Annotated in this window: 13 protein-coding genes, 1 pseudogene and 1 riboswitch; of the genes and pseudogenes, 8 read left to right on the top strand and 6 right to left on the bottom strand. The window is 58.8% G+C overall.

Annotated elements, in window-relative coordinates; genetic code table 11:
* The first annotated feature begins 159 nt into the window (after window positions 1-159).
* Both ACE3NW_RS06630 and ACE3NW_RS06625 read left to right on the top strand, forming a co-directional pair.
* Window positions 160-2259: a putative bifunctional diguanylate cyclase/phosphodiesterase gene (locus tag ACE3NW_RS06630; RefSeq protein ID WP_374281655.1), complete on the top strand. Its 2100-nt coding sequence runs from the start codon at window positions 160-162 to the stop codon at window positions 2257-2259.
* Between the two features lie 9 nt (window positions 2260-2268).
* Complete coding sequence (locus ACE3NW_RS06625) at window positions 2269-2400, top strand: hypothetical protein (RefSeq protein ID WP_374281653.1); 132 nt, start codon at window positions 2269-2271, stop codon at window positions 2398-2400.
* A 159-nt stretch (window positions 2401-2559) separates the two neighbouring features.
* Here ACE3NW_RS06625 and ACE3NW_RS06620 read toward each other — a convergent pair whose 3' ends face one another.
* Window positions 2560-3129, bottom strand: coding sequence for a hypothetical protein (locus ACE3NW_RS06620; RefSeq protein ID WP_374281651.1), 570 nt, complete (start codon window positions 3127-3129; stop codon window positions 2560-2562).
* A gap of 152 nt (window positions 3130-3281) precedes the next feature.
* Between ACE3NW_RS06620 and panC the strand changes: the two genes are divergently transcribed.
* The 6 genes from panC (at window position 3282) to ACE3NW_RS06590 (ending at window position 10005) form a co-directional block, all read left to right on the top strand.
* Entirely contained in the window at window positions 3282-4130 is an 849-nt protein-coding gene (gene panC, locus ACE3NW_RS06615) for a pantoate--beta-alanine ligase (protein WP_374281649.1), read from the top strand.
* 39 nt (window positions 4131-4169) lie between these two features.
* Entirely contained in the window at window positions 4170-5342 is a 1173-nt protein-coding gene (gene metK / locus ACE3NW_RS06610; protein WP_374281647.1) for a methionine adenosyltransferase, read from the top strand.
* 249 nt (window positions 5343-5591) lie between these two features.
* On the top strand, window positions 5592-6689 hold the full coding sequence (gene aroC, locus ACE3NW_RS06605; RefSeq protein WP_374281645.1) for a chorismate synthase: 1098 nt from the start codon (window positions 5592-5594) through the stop codon (window positions 6687-6689).
* Window positions 6686-6997: a helix-hairpin-helix domain-containing protein gene (locus ACE3NW_RS06600; RefSeq protein ID WP_374281643.1), complete on the top strand. Its 312-nt coding sequence runs from the start codon at window positions 6686-6688 to the stop codon at window positions 6995-6997. Before aroC ends, ACE3NW_RS06600 begins: the two co-directional genes overlap by 4 nt.
* Entirely contained in the window at window positions 6994-9234 is a 2241-nt protein-coding gene (locus ACE3NW_RS06595) for an ATP-dependent RecD-like DNA helicase (protein WP_374281641.1), read from the top strand. The genes ACE3NW_RS06600 and ACE3NW_RS06595 overlap by 4 nt, the downstream gene beginning before the upstream one ends.
* A gap of 138 nt (window positions 9235-9372) precedes the next feature.
* Window positions 9373-10005, top strand: a complete 633-nt coding sequence (locus tag ACE3NW_RS06590) for a CatA-like O-acetyltransferase (RefSeq protein ID WP_374281639.1) — start codon at window positions 9373-9375, stop codon at window positions 10003-10005.
* Between the two features lie 256 nt (window positions 10006-10261).
* On the opposite strand, the gene ribB is transcribed toward ACE3NW_RS06590, so the two are convergent.
* The 5 genes and pseudogenes from ribB to ACE3NW_RS06565 form a co-directional block, all read right to left on the bottom strand.
* Entirely contained in the window at window positions 10262-10933 is a 672-nt protein-coding gene (ribB, locus tag ACE3NW_RS06585; RefSeq protein ID WP_374281637.1) for a 3,4-dihydroxy-2-butanone-4-phosphate synthase, read from the bottom strand.
* A 115-nt stretch (window positions 10934-11048) separates the two neighbouring features.
* A riboswitch (FMN riboswitch) is annotated at window positions 11049-11197 on the bottom strand.
* Between the two features lie 73 nt (window positions 11198-11270).
* Window positions 11271-11852, bottom strand: coding sequence for an AmmeMemoRadiSam system protein A (gene amrA, locus ACE3NW_RS06580; RefSeq protein ID WP_374281635.1), 582 nt, complete (start codon window positions 11850-11852; stop codon window positions 11271-11273).
* Window positions 11853-12331: 479 nt separating this feature from the next.
* Complete coding sequence (locus tag ACE3NW_RS06575; protein WP_374281633.1) at window positions 12332-12568, bottom strand: dissimilatory sulfite reductase D family protein; 237 nt, start codon at window positions 12566-12568, stop codon at window positions 12332-12334.
* A 57-nt stretch (window positions 12569-12625) separates the two neighbouring features.
* Window positions 12626-13771 carry a dissimilatory-type sulfite reductase subunit beta gene (gene dsrB / locus ACE3NW_RS06570; RefSeq protein WP_374281631.1) on the bottom strand — a complete coding sequence of 382 codons (1146 nt, stop codon included), beginning with the start codon at window positions 13769-13771 and terminating at the stop codon, window positions 12626-12628.
* Between the two features lie 18 nt (window positions 13772-13789).
* A pseudogene (locus ACE3NW_RS06565) lies at window positions 13790-13971 on the bottom strand (sulfite reductase, dissimilatory-type subunit alpha); the annotation flags it as partial.

Genomic DNA, 13971 nt, shown 5'->3' with positions numbered 1-13971 from the left:
GTCGGGGTGATTGTCATCAGCGTACCGGCAGAGTCAAAACCGCCATACCCGCGCTGGGCACAGGAATCTACAAATTTGCAAAACGATAGTTGAGGTGCTACCGTTAGCCTGTTGTTGAACAACCCTACTACCCTGTCAGCTGCCGAAAGGCGAAAATGAATGAAAATGCAAACCCCGGCAAAACCCAACAATTCAGCCAGCCTACCCTCTGGAGGACAGGCTACGGTCGCTGCCGGGGCGGCCAGTTCTTCAGCCGATTTGCAAGGCCGATATTTTGATATCTGTCTCATAGATTTTGAGGCCGATGTTTTCAGCAGCGTTTACCACAACCCCGCCAAGTTTGCTCCCACGGCCCCGCAACTTTCGCTGTCAGAAAAAATCAGTGCAGAACTGGACATGGTACACCCAGACGATGCCCAACGGTTCGCCTGTTTTTTGACACCCCATATTTTGCAGCAGCGCCTTGCAGCCTCCCCCGCCCTGACTGCCGAAAGCATACGCATAAAGGCCCTCGACGGCGCATACCATCAGGTACGTATCACGGTTTTTCCGACCTTGAAACAAGGCAGCGGCCACATGTACCTTGTGTGCGCCGAAGACCTGGAGCAGCCGCAAGCCGTAGACGAGATCAGCCATGAAAACGAGGTTCTGCAAAGGCAGAAGCTCGACGCCCTGCCCTACAAGGCCGTGGTGGACCACACGCGCACCCTTGTTTTTGAATGGAGCGGCAACGACCTCACCTACCTCAGCCAGCGTATCCCCGACCTGCTGGCTGGCAACTACGATGGCCGCAATCCTTTTGACGTGTGGCGTGAGGACGACGTGCTCTACACGGGCGACATGGAGCCCTTTGACACCTGCCTGGCACGGCTGGCCCTTGGCATCAGATCGGGCGAAATGACAGTTCGCCTGCGACGCCGCGACGGGCAGTATATCTGGTGCAAGGTCACCTACACCAAGCTTGACGACGGTGAATCGGACGACCGTTACATCGGCACGCTCAACGATGTGGACGCCGCCACCCGCAGCGAGCAGGCCCTGCGCCTGCGCGCCGAGCATGACCCCCTCACCGGTGCGTACAACACGCAAACGTTTTTTGAAAAAATCGACAAGCTCATCAAAAACCGGCCCAATGAGCAGTATTGCATACTGCGTTTTGACGTGGCCGGATTCAAGGCCATCAATGAATCTTTTGGGCTGGAGGAAGGCAACCGCCTGCTGCGCGGCATAGCCCGCCTCATACGCCAGCGCCTCACGGCCGAAAAAGAAATTTTTGCCCGGCTTACCGCCGATGTTTTCGCAGTATGTCTTACGGGCGGTTCCGAGCGGTCTCTGCAATTTGTTCAGGCGCTCTCACTCCGGCTCGAACACTATTCGGACACCTTCCGCGTCAAACTGTTTTTTGGCATCTGCCCGGTGGAGAACCCGCGCACCCCGGCACATATCCTGTGCGACTGGGCCTATCTGGCACAAAAAACCGTAAAGGGCAGTGACATAACCAACTTTGCCTTTTACGACGATGCCCTGCGCAAACGCCTGCACGACGAAAGCTACATCACAGACCAGATGTACGAAGCGCTGGAAAAACACCAGTTCAGACTTTTTTTGCAACCCAAGGTGCAGATTTCCAGTGGCCGCATTGTGGGAGCCGAGGCTCTGGTGCGCTGGCAGCACCCCACGGACGGCCTCATCCTGCCCGGCCGTTTTATTCCGCTTTTTGAGCGCAACGGCTTTATCATGCGACTTGACGCCTATATCTGGGAACAGACCTGCAAGACCCTGCGCATCTGGCTGGACAAAAAATACGATCCCACGCCCATTTCGGTGAACATGTCGCGCCTGCACTTTAACGACGATGATCTGCCTGCCAAACTTGTAAGCCTGATGAACAAATACAATCTGCCCCGGCACATGCTGGAGCTGGAACTGACCGAAAGCGCCTTTTTTGCCAACGAACCGCGTCTGGTGCGGCTGATGAACGAACTGCGCGCGGCGGGATTTGTGTTCTCCATGGACGATTTTGGCACAGGGTATTCGTCCCTGAGCACCCTGCGCGATCTGCCTTTCAGCGTGGTAAAGCTCGACAGGGCCTTTATCAGCGACGGAACAACCAACCGTCGCGGTCAGATCGTGGCCCGCAACACCATTGCCCTTGCCCATGATCTGGACATGACCATTGTGGCTGAAGGCGTGGAAACCAAGGAACACGCACGTTTTCTGCTCAACAGCGGCTGTAACTGCGCGCAGGGTTTTTATTAGTCCCGCCCGGTGGATACCGCAGAATTTGAGGTTCTCTGCTTTGTGCAGGAAAAGGCCTTCTGGGTACACCCAAAGCTGAAGGAAGACGCCATCCGCCTGGGCCTGCCCATCAGCACCGAGGCCCCCTTCAGGGAATACTGACCGCATCCGGGCCTTCCCCATTGCCATTCTGTTCTGCCCGTGCAGCTTCAGCACCGCCCCGCAAGGGGCTTTGTTTATTGGGGCGCAACGCACAAATGCCCCGGTCCAAAAAACCGAAGCGAGAATGGCCCGTGACGGACAGACTTTTGGAATGGCCCGCTAAAAAGGCAGGCGCAGCAGGCGCATGGTATACGGCTGGATATGCAACAGCTTTCCCTCGCAGATATCGTTTGCGCGGGTCACAAAACTGTCTTTGCGCACGTTCAGGATGGCCTCGGCCTCGTGGCTGCAATCAAAAAGATGCAGCACGTCGTTGGCAAGAGAATCAGCCGTGGTCCAGTGCCTGTTCACTGGCGGGCCGTCAGGGGTGAGGTGGCGCATAAAACGGAATATGACGGCGCGCCCGCTACCGGGGGCAAGCCATGTACGGCAGCATTCCCACACCTGTTCTACCGAGGGATCGTCCTCGTCCGTAAACGGCTGACGCACCTCAAGCGGAAAAGAGCGGCTCTGAACGCGCAGCATGCCGTCCACAAGGCCGCAATAGTCTGTTTCCTGTTCCAGCACCGCACGAAAGGCATCGGGCGATGCCGCCAGGCCCATCAGCGTTTCATTGAGAATATCACGCGCCTTGAGCACACGAATATTGTGGGTCAGCCGCAAGCCGTTGAGCACTGCGTAAATGGCGCAGAATGTATCCAGTTTGCCCTGATAAAACGGTTTCAGCATGTATACCCCCATCGCCTGTTATGCCCACAGCAACAGGCAGGGTCAAGCACTCCGCCCGGCACGGGCAGATGTTCCCCACGGGGCCCTTCTTTACAAGCGGGGCGCACCCGTGTATATATGTTCCTTCACAAACAATATCACAATACCTTGATATGCAGATATTAACAAACCCCACAGAACTGGCGGCCCAATGCAAGGCCTGGCACAGAGCCGGAGACGATATCGCTCTGGTTCCTACCATGGGCTATTACCATCAGGGACATGAAGACCTTATGGCCTTTGCCCGCACCCAGGCCAAACGCCTGGTGGTAAGCCTTTTTGTCAACCCCACCCAGTTTGGCCCCGGCGAAGACCTGGAGGCCTATCCCAGAAACCCGGAACGCGACGCTGAGGTGGCCCGCAGCCAGGGTGCTGACGCGCTCTTCATGCCAGAGCCGGGTGCAATGTACGCGCCCGACCACGGCACATGGGTGGAAGTTCCCGATCTCTCCCGTGGGCTGTGCGGCCTTTCGCGCCCGGTGCATTTCAGGGGTGTGTGTACGGTGGTGCTCAAGCTCTTTATGCTCACCCAGGCAGATGTGGCCGTGTTTGGCCAGAAGGACTGGCAGCAGCAGGCCATTTTGCGCCGCATGGTGCGCGACCTTGATGTGCCCGTGCGCATTGAAACCCGCGAAACCGTGCGAGAAGCTGACGGCCTGGCCCTTTCCTCGCGCAATGTGTACCTGAGCACAGACGAACGCGCCCGCGCCCCGGAAATCCGCAAGGCTCTGCTCTACGCCCAAAAACTGGCGCAGAGCGGTGAAACCAGCGTCAAACTGCTGCGCGAGGCCGTGTTGCGCCGCTGGGCAGAATTTTTGCCCCTTGGTCGGCTCGACTACCTCAGCATTGTCCACCCCGAATCCATGGTTCCGCTTACCGAGGTAACCGGCCCTGCGCTTATGGCCTGCGCCGTGCGCCTGGGCAAGGCCCGGCTTATCGACAATATTCTGCTCCGTTCATAAACCCGCGCCGCATTGACGCGAGCGCCCAAGGAGATTCATATGCAAACCAAGGGCAAGTATTTTTTTACGTCTGAGTCTGTCACCGAAGGCCATCCCGACAAGGTTGCCGACCAGATTTCTGACGCCATTCTCGACACCCTGCTGGCCCAGGACGCCAACGCCCACGTGGCGTGCGAAACACTGGTCACCACCGGCATGGCCGTTATCGCTGGCGAAATCACCACCAGCGGCTACGCCGATCTGCCCCAGGTTGTGCGTGAAACCATCAAGGGCATTGGCTACAACAGCTCGGAAATGGGCTTTGACTGGCAGACCTGCGCCGTCATCAACGCCATTGGCCGTCAGTCGCCCGACATCGCCCAGGGCGTTGTGCGCGAAAAGCCCGAAGATCAGGGCGCAGGCGACCAGGGCATGATGTTCGGCTTTGCCTGCAACGAAACCTCCACCCTTATGCCCGCCCCCATTTACTGGGCCCACCAGCTCTCGCAGCAGCTGGCCAAGGTGCGCAAGGACGGCACGGTGGACATTTTCCGCCCCGACGGCAAGACCCAGGTTTCTTTTGAATATCAGGACGGCAAGCCCGTGCGCATCAACAACGTGGTGGTCTCTACCCAGCACGCCGCCAGCGCCAGCCAGGCCGATGTGGCCGATGCCGTGAAAGAACACGTCATCCGTCCCATTCTGGGCCCCTCCGGCTATTTTGATGAAAAGGCCTGCGAAATTTTCATCAACACCACGGGCCGTTTTGTGGTGGGTGGCCCCATGGGCGACTGCGGTCTCACTGGCCGCAAGATCATTCAGGACACCTACGGCGGCAGCGGCCACCACGGCGGCGGCGCGTTTTCTGGCAAAGACCCCTCCAAGGTTGACCGTTCCGGCGCATACATGGGCCGCTACATCGCCAAGAACGTGGTCGCGGCAGGACTTGCCCCGGTGTGCGAAGTGCAGATTGCCTATTGCATCGGCGTGGCCCAGCCCGTGAGCGTGCTTGTCTCCTCGCAGGGAACCAGCGAGCTTTCTGACGAACAGCTCACCAAGGCCGTGCGCGAAGTTTTTGATCTGCGCCCCTACTTCATCAGCAAGCGCCTCGACCTCAAGCGCCCCATCTACCAGAAGTCTTCGTGCTACGGCCACTTTGGCCGCGAACTGCCCGAATTCTCGTGGGAAAAAACCGACGCTGTGGACGATCTGCGCACTGCCGCCAAGATTTAGCGCACTGCGCATACTTGCCCTTTTAAGGGGCAGAAAACTCCTTGTGGGGTTTTCTGCCCCTTGTTTTTTCCCGCGCCGTCTGTCCCTGGCTTTCGTCTGCCCATGCATGCCGCAAGCATCTGCCTGCCCCTGTTACTGTCTGCCCATACGGCTGCCTGCCCATACAAGTTGCAAGCAGCCCCGCCCTTGCCTATACTGTGCCACCTGACCGCTCCGCTCCGGCGCGGCTGCAACGAAGGCGAGGTACACATGGCTGGCAATACATTCGGACAGGCCCTGCGGCTCACAACATTCGGCGAATCCCACGGCGTGGGCCTTGGCGGCGTCATAGACGGCTGCCCTGCGGGCCTGCACCTCACAGAGGCCGACATCCAGGCCGAGCTTGACCGCCGCAAGCCCGGCCAGGGGCCCACCGCCACAAAGCGCAAGGAATCAGACACCGTGCGTCTGCTCTCCGGCGTGTACGAGGGGCTGACCACGGGCACATCCATTGCCTTTTACATCGCCAACGAAGACCAGCGCTCGCACGACTACGGCAACCTGGCCGAAGTGTTTCGCCCCGGGCACGCAGACTGGGGATATTTTCAGAAGTACAACGGCATACGCGACCACCGTGGCGGCGGCCGCTCATCTGGACGAGAAACCGCAGCCCGCGTGGCTGGCGGCGTTATTGCCCGCAAGATACTCGAACGCCGTGGCGTAAAAATCATGGCTGCCTGTGTGGAGCTGGGCGGCACAGCCGTGCAGGACTGGGCTGCCCTTGATCTGGAAAACGCCCGTAACCGCCCCTACTGCGCCGCCACCGAGGCCATGCCCCAGCTGTGGGATCAGGTGGTGCTGGCAGCCCGCAAGGCTGGCGACACTCTGGGCGGCATTGTGCGCATCGAGGCCCGCAATGTGCCCGCTGGCCTTGGCGAACCCGTGTTTGACAAGCTTGAAGCCGTGCTGGCCCACGCCATAATGAGCATTGGCGCGGTAAAGGGCTTCTCTGTGGGCGAGGGCTTTGGCGCGGCCAAGCTGCACGGTTCGCAGAACAACGACCCCCTGCTCCCCACCGACCCGCCCCAACCCGGCAAGGCCACCTTTGCCTCCAACCACGCGGGCGGCATTCTGGGCGGTATTTCCAGCGGCCAGACCATTATCATGCACGCCGCCGTCAAACCCATCGCCTCCATCGCGGTTACCCAGCAAACCGTGGACAAAGAGGGCAATGCCGCATCCGTTCTTATTGGCGGACGGCACGACCTTGCTGCCATACCGCGCGTTGTGCCGGTGCTGGAAGCCATGACGGCCCTGGCGCTGGCCGATGCCCTGCTGTTGCAGCAACGCATGGGTCTTGGCCTGTGAGCACCAAGCTGGATGCCCGCCCCCTGAGCGCCCTGCGTTCCGTAGGCCCGGCAACCCGCGAAGATCTGCGCCAGCTAGGGGTTGCTGACATGCAGGAACTTGCCCGCCGCAACCCGCAGACCCTGTACAATGACCTGTGCCGCATCAAGGGGCAGACCGTGGACATATGCTGCCTTGACGTATTCTGTTGCGCTGTGGCCCAGGCTCAAAACCCGCAGCTGCCAGCCGAACAGTGCGACTGGTTCTGGTGGTCGCGCCAGCGCAAGGCGGCCGCAAACCCCGCCAACAAGGGCAAACCGCATCCATGAACAATCTGCCCCTTCTGCAAGACCCTGAAGCTGTTGAGCTTACCGGCACGGTCGAACGCGTGGTCTTCCACAATGAAGAAAACGGCTACACCGTACTGCGCCTGTTGCCCGCCAGCGTAAACAGCGGCAACGGCAGCGCGGGCCTTACCCGCCCGCGAGATCCGGTCTCGTGCATCGGGCACATGGTCAATCCGCAGGCGGGGGTGCAGCTCAAAGTTTCCGGGCGGTGGGTCAACAACCCCAAATTTGGCCGTCAGATCGAGTTTCAGAATGCCGAAGAGAAGCTGCCCGCCACCAGCGAGGGCATTCGCCTGTACCTCGCCTCTGGCCTTATCAAGGGCGTTGGCGAAGAAATGGCCGGGCGCATTGTTGAGGCCTTTGGCACAGACACCATACGCATTCTCGATGAAGAGCCCGAACGTCTGCTCAAGGTGCGCGGCGTGGGCAGCAAAAGCCTCGACCGCATCCGCACCTCGTGGGCAGAGCACCGTGGCATGCGCGACCTGCTGCTTTTTCTGCAACCCCACGGCATTACTCCGGCCTATGCCGTGCGCATCTACAGGGCCTATGGGACCGAGGCCCTCGCCATTGTGCGCGAGAACCCCTACCGCCTTGCCATGGACATCCACGGCATAGGTTTTGTCACCGCAGATGCCGCCGCCTCCAAACTGGGCTTTGAGCACGACAACCCGCTGCGCGTTCAGGCAGGCACGCTCTACGTACTGCAAAAGGCCACAGATGACGGCAACGTGTATCTGCCGCAGGCAGAACTGACCGATGCCGTCTGCGCGCAGCTGGGCGTTGACGAAGGCCTGGTGGACGACGCCCTCACCGCGCTTGAAACAGACGAGCGCATCGTGCGCGAAGAACTGGACATGCCCGACGCCGCAGGCGAAGTGGGCGTGTACATGCGCCGCTACCACCACTGCGAATCCAAAACCGCCTTCTACATCCAGCGCCTGTTGCGCTCGCCCAAGTCTGTGCGCTTTGAAAAACCCGACGCCCTTGTGGACAAGGTGGTGGGCGAACTCAACATTTCTCTTGCGGCAGAGCAGCTTGAGGCCGTGCGCACAGCCGCCCGCAGCAAGGTCATGGTACTTACCGGCGGCCCCGGCACGGGCAAAACCACCATCATCAACGCCATCATCAAGCTCTTTGGCGAGGTTCGCGCCCGCATTCTGCTGGCCGCGCCCACAGGACGCGCCGCCAAGCGCATGTCTGAAACTTCGGGCCGCGAATCGCGCACCATCCACCGGCTGCTTGAATACAGCCCCAAGGAAGACGGCTTTGCCCGCAACGAGGACAACCCCCTCGCCTGCGGCCTGCTGGTGGTTGACGAAGCTTCCATGATGGACACCCTGCTCTTCTGCCATCTGCTCAAGGCCGTGCCCCTGGGTGCAACCCTTGTGCTGGTGGGCGACGTACACCAGCTGCCCTCTGTGGGCCCCGGCAACGTGCTTTCAGACATCATCACCTCTGGCGTTGTGCCGGTGGTGGAACTGACCGAAATTTTCCGCCAGTCTGCCGAGAGCGAGATCATCTGCAACGCCCACCTTATCAACAAGGGCGAAATTCCTTCTCTGGAATCGAGCAAGGAGCGGCTCTCGGATTTTTATTTCATCCACCAGAACGATGCCGAAAAGGCCGCCGAACTTATCGTTGACCTTGTGCGCAACCACATTCCCCGGCGTTTCAATCTCGACCCGGTGGACGATATCCAGGTGCTCACGCCCATGCACAAGGGCGCGGTGGGCGCTGGCCGCATGAACGCAAGCCTACAGGAAGCCCTCAACCCGCACGGTATCGAAGTGCGCCGGGGCGACCGCTGTTTTCGTTTGCACGACAAGGTCATGCAGATACGCAACAACTACGACAAGGACGTCTTTAACGGCGACATGGGCCGCATCAGCTTTATGGACGTGCGCGAGCGCACCCTCAGCATCACCTTTGACGAGCGCGTTGTGCCCTACGATTTTGACGAACTCGACGAAATCGCACCCGCCTACGCCATATCCATCCACAAATCTCAGGGCTCGGAATACCCCGCAGTGGTCATTCCCGTGATGATGCAGCACTATGTGCTCTTGCAGCGCAACCTTATTTACACGGGCGTAACGCGGGGCAAAAAACTGGTGATTCTTGTTGGTGAATCGCGCGCGCTGCACACGGCCATAAAAAACAACAAGACCCGCAAGCGCTTTACCCGGCTGGCCCAGCGCCTTGCGCCTGTGGAATAGGTTTTCAACGCTTCGGAACAAGCTGCTGGCTGTGCAGTTTTGTGCGCACACCAGCGTGCGTCTGTCACAAAGCGTCTGAACTGCCTGATCTCTCTTGATTTTCGCTTTTAAAGAAACAATGCCGCAACAGGATTGGTTATGAAATTTCTTGACGCCTCATGGGAAAGAAATGAGCACTTCAGTTTTTTTCAATCCCGCAAAAATCCATGTTTCAGTGTTTCTTTTTCCGTAAATCTCGCCAATGTTTACGCGTTCAAAATGCAACACGGGTACAGGCTTACGGACTGCCTCTATTTTGCTGCCATGCTGGCCGCCAATCGCGTCAACAGCTTCAGGCAACGCATAGTTGATCTGCGGCCCGTGGAATTTGAAAGTATTGATGCGGCCTTTACCTATATCCCCAAGGGCAGGACATTGCATTGCAACTGTGTCGCCAAATTTGATGCAAAATTTTCTGTATTCAGCAGCAACATCAGTGCGGCGCGGGCCCTTGCCGACCAGAATCCAACCCTCTGCCCGGAGGGCGGCGCTGCCCAGAGCCTGATCTACTTCAGCTGCGTGCCGGATATTCCCATACTGTCGGCAACCAACCCCTGGGGTGATCCCTGGGTTGACAGCGTTCCCAGGTTCCTTTTTGGCAAAATGGATGATTCAGGAAATACCACCATGGCCATAGAAGCTCTGCACAGCTTTATTGATGGTGTTCATTTAACTGAATTTTACAAGCTGCTTACGCAAATTACAGAATCTCCCCAGCAATACTTCTGTTAATCACAGCAGCGCCTTTAAAAACCATCGCCTGGCTCATTCATGAACCGGGCGATATTTTTTGCAAGCAGACCAGGTCTTGCCGCGTGGTACATAGGGGGGAGATTCATTTAATTTGGGGCCTTACCGCGTGATGGATTTGGGCGCTGACAAGAAAAACAGGGCTTTTTGCTCAGGGAGTGTACGAATGGTACTCGACCAGAGCAAAAAGCCCTGCCTGACGCTGTCAGCGGGCAAAAGGCGCGCGCGGCGCCATCAATTATGCACTGGCGGCGAGGTAAAGATCACCCATGGCCAACCTCCACGCGGCAATATCCTCAACACTGCATAAGGGCATGTTGTGGGCGCGCGCAAAGTTGGCAACTTCGGGCAGACGGGCCATGTCGCCGTCATCCATGGTCAGTTCGCACAGCACGCCGCAGGGTTCCAGGCCCGCCATGCGCATGAGGTCAACGGTGGCCTCGGTGTGGCCCCGCCGTTCCAGTACGCCGCCGGGCCGCGCCCGCAGGGGAAACACGTGACCAGGACGGCGCAGATCGTTTGGCTGGGCATTGGGCGCGGCAGCAGCCTTGATGGTGGCCACGCGGTCGGCAGCAGAAACGCCGGTGGTGACGCCCGTTGCGGCCTCAATGGTCACCGTAAAGGCGGTTCCCTGTGTGTTGGTGTTGTGCTCTGTCATCATGGGCAGCTCAAGGCGCTGCACATGGTCGTCTGTAAGACACAGGCAGACAATGCCGCTGCAATGCCGAATGAGCATGGCCATCTGCGGCACGGTAAGGTGCTGCGCGCTGAAAATCAGGTCGCCTTCGTTTTCCCTGTTTTCGTCATCCACAACACAAACGCCGCCGCCCTTGCTCAACGAAGCAAGAGCCGCGCGAACGCGTTCTTCGGCAGTGCCAAACGACGAAAGGGACAATGAGGACTGATGCATTCCGTTCTCCTGTTTCCAGCATGAGTGCCGGGAGATGGTGCATCAGGGCGTGGACGGGCCGCAACACAAAGTGCGCCTTTAAATAAAGGACGCACCGCTGCTGTGAGCGGCAAAAAACCGTTCTCTTCCATCCGGACTATAACCGTCGGCTTCGGATTCACACCGAATCTGCTGACCCCAAACATTGGGCGCTCGCGGGCTGACGGGGCCTGTTGGCACCGTATCACCGCCGGTGGGGACTTTCACCCCGCCCTGAGAAATCGTTGGCACTATACACCCCGCATTTGGCATGTGCAAGCACAGTTAAGGCCTGTCGCACGCTGCGGGGGGGGGGCGTTTACTCTGTGGCCTTGAACACAACCGCTTCATACCAATAGAGCTGCGCGCTGGGTTCTCTCCAGCTACCCATGGGCAGCCCGGCCTTGAGGCAAAGGTTGTCCAGATAGGCCAGCCTGTCCCAGCCCTGTTCTACTGGAACCTGCGGTAAAAATACGCCGCCGCGCCCCGCATATTGCAGCACAAGCCCGTGTCGGCCCACTTCCACAGCCTGTGGATCCGGGCACACAGCCAGCTCGTCCAGCACAGATATATCAATATTGACGCGGGGCCACTCAGAAAGGCTTAGCGCGGGAAAACGCGGGTCAGCGAAGGCCGCCGCCTGCGCCATGTGCCACACGGTTGCATACAGCGGCTCGCGGCCTATGATATTGCCGATGCAACCGCGCAGATTGCCGCTGACATGCAGGGTCACAAAGGCACCAAGTGTGCGGAACAGCGGGCTGCCGTCGGCAAATTCCTCTGCTGGCGGCTGCGGAATGTTTGCCACGGTTTTTCCCGCCAGCCCGGCCTCAATGGACATGCGCACCTGGCGGGAAAGGAACTTCTTTTCGGCTTCCGGCAAAACAAATGAGGTGCTCATGCTGCCTCCCCAAGCAGTGTGTGGGCAAACATCCTGAACCATGCGCTTGTGCTGTGGGTGTGGCTAGCGCGGCGAGGGTCAGCAATGGTCGGCAAGGCTGCCAGACCGTGCTGGTGGCGATAAAAAATCTTCGGTCAGCCACGCCACCAGAATACCTGCGCCCAAAGCACTCCGCCGCCGCATACAAGAAATGCCACAACTTGCGTTGCGGCATAACTTGCTAAAGCTACCACGCAAAGGCTGACGCGCCTTGCGGATGCTCACGCCCTTACGGGCATGGCCGGGGCTTGCGCGCCGGCAAAAGAACCATGCGAACCTGGCAATATTTGTCAGGCTACATCGACAGCGGCCTAAAAACTACTGGCAAACAAAGACGCGCTTTTTATGCAGGGAGTGTACACAAGGTACTTGACCGTAATAAAAAGCGCGTTTTGGCGCAGCCAAAAGCAAAGCCTCTAGGCCAATGCCTTGTACAGCTACTATTCTTCGCCTTCAGCAGCAGACTGCTTGCCAGCGCCTTTCATGCCGTACATGGTGGTGGAACCGGAAGACCAGAATTCCAGCACTTCTTCGTTCACCAGCTTGGTGAGAATCTTTTTCACGTCGCGGGGTCCCTTGTCGGGGAACAGATCAAGGAAGTCCTTGAAATAGAACTTGGACTTGGAACCGGACTTGCTATTCAGAAATTCAACAACAACGTCTTTGTCGTCAGCCATGGTGGTTCTCCTGTCCCGGCGGCGCAGATGCGCCGCCGGGGTTTAAACGAGCTATATCTAGAACTTGAACTGCGTGCTCTGGCGCCAGGTGTAGTAGGCGGGATCACGGAAGTCGTCGATCAGGTGGTGGGTGAATTCAAGGCCGGTCAGCTTGAAGAAGGATTCCCAGCCGATGCGTTCGGCCCAGTCGCCCAGACGTTCGTACTTGTTGGCGTTGGCCGCGTACACTTCAACGATGTGCTTCACGGTCTTGGTCAACGAAGGCCAACGGGGGGGTTCGTTGGGGATGTAACCCACAACGACCTTGGAGAACTTGGGCATGCTGATGCGGTTGGAAACCTTGCCGCCAACCATGATGGCAACGCCGTCGCCTTCGCCGTCCGAGATGGGCAGCGCGGGGCACATGGTGTAGCAGTTACCGCAGTACATGCAGCGGTCTTCCTTAATGGCAATGGAGTTCACCTTGTTGCCGTTGTATTCCACCTTGGTGGGACGCACAGCGGCGGTGGGGCAAGCAGACACGGCCAGAGGAATTTCGCACAGCTGGTCAGCCCATTCGTGGTCGACCATCGGGGGCTTGCGGTGGATACCCACAAGGCCGATGTCCGAGCAGTGAACGGCGCCGCACATGTTGATGCAGCAAGCAAGCGCGATACGCACGGGGGCGGGCAGACGCATGCTCTTGAAGTCTTCAAACACGGCGTCCATCACGGCCTTAACCGGGCCGGAGGCGTCGGTTGCGGGGGTGTGGCAGTGTACCCAACCCTGGGTGTGCACCATGTTGCTGATACCAGCGCCGGTGCCGCCCACGGGGAACTTGAACGAACCACCGTCAAACTTGCGGCTGTTCAGGTCGTCACGAAGGGCCTTCATGCCGGCTTCGCTGTCCACCATGAACTCGATGTTGTTACGGGTGGTCCAGCGCAGGTAGCCGCCACAGTGCTTGTCGGCGATGTCGCACAGCTCACGGATGTGAGTGATGGACATGGTACGGGTACCGCCCACGCGGACGGTGAAGCACTTGTCGCCGCTTTCGGCCACGTGCACGAGCACGCCGGGCTCCAGAATTTCGTGGTAGAGCCACTTGCCGAAGTTGTTCTTGATCACCGGCGGGAAGTATTCATTATACTTATGGGGTCCGATGTCAGTAATGCGGCCTTCCATCGGTTTTGCGGGATTGTACCCGGAAGAAATAAAAGCCATGTTCTTCTCCCCCTTTGACTAGCGTTGATGGCGTTTGCGGTAAGCAGCGAGGTCGCGGGTCCAGCCGCCGGGCACTTCTTCTTCCTTGAAGAAGATGTACGGGTTGGAACGCGGTTCCTTCACATGGTAGGCAGCGGCGGGAGTGTCGGTGACTTCCAGCAGCTTCTGGAACGACAGGCGCTTCATGGTTTCACCCACGC

Source organism: Desulfovibrio sp., from assembly GCF_041907885.1.
GTDB lineage: Bacteria > Desulfobacterota > Desulfovibrionia > Desulfovibrionales > Desulfovibrionaceae > Desulfovibrio.
Note: the sequence above shows the minus strand (reverse complement) of the source record. Positions and strands in the feature narration are given on the sequence as shown.